Annotated in this window: 1 pseudogene; it reads left to right on the top strand. The window is 46.2% G+C overall.

What is annotated here, in order from left to right:
- A pseudogene (locus AB4209_RS22480) lies at positions 1 to 478 on the top strand (transposase); the annotation flags it as partial.

Here is a 478-nt window from a genome sequence, read left to right as displayed (position 1 = left end):
GTTGAACTTTCCGTTCAAACTCGAAGAATTAAGTGTCGTGACTGCGGCATAAAAACAGAGTCTCTATCTTGGTTAGAGCCTTATGCTCGTATAACGAAGCGCTTAAAAAGTTATATAGAACAACTGCTGCCTCTTCTTCCCATTAAGCATATCTCCCAGTTAACGAGCGTACATTGGCACACCATTGAAGAGATAGATAACGCCGACTTCGACAAGTGGTACCGTCAGTGAAATGGGGAGAGCTAAGGCAGCTTGTCATGGACGAGTTCGCCATTTTTAAAGGACATAGGTATGCCACGGTCATCGCTGACGCTAAGACTCATCAAGTCATTTGGATAGGGTTAGGCCGTAGCCGCAAGGACATACGACCGTTCTTCGAGCTGTTAGGCAAGCATGGCAATAATATCGAAGCGGTCGCGATGGACATGAATACGGCTTTTGACCTTGAAGTTCAAGCGCACTGCCCGAACGCAAAAAT

Source organism: Vibrio sp. 10N.286.48.C11 (genome assembly GCF_041469805.1).
Taxonomy (GTDB): domain Bacteria; phylum Pseudomonadota; class Gammaproteobacteria; order Enterobacterales; family Vibrionaceae; genus Vibrio; species Vibrio crassostreae_C.
This window is presented reverse-complemented; position numbering and strand designations above follow the sequence as displayed.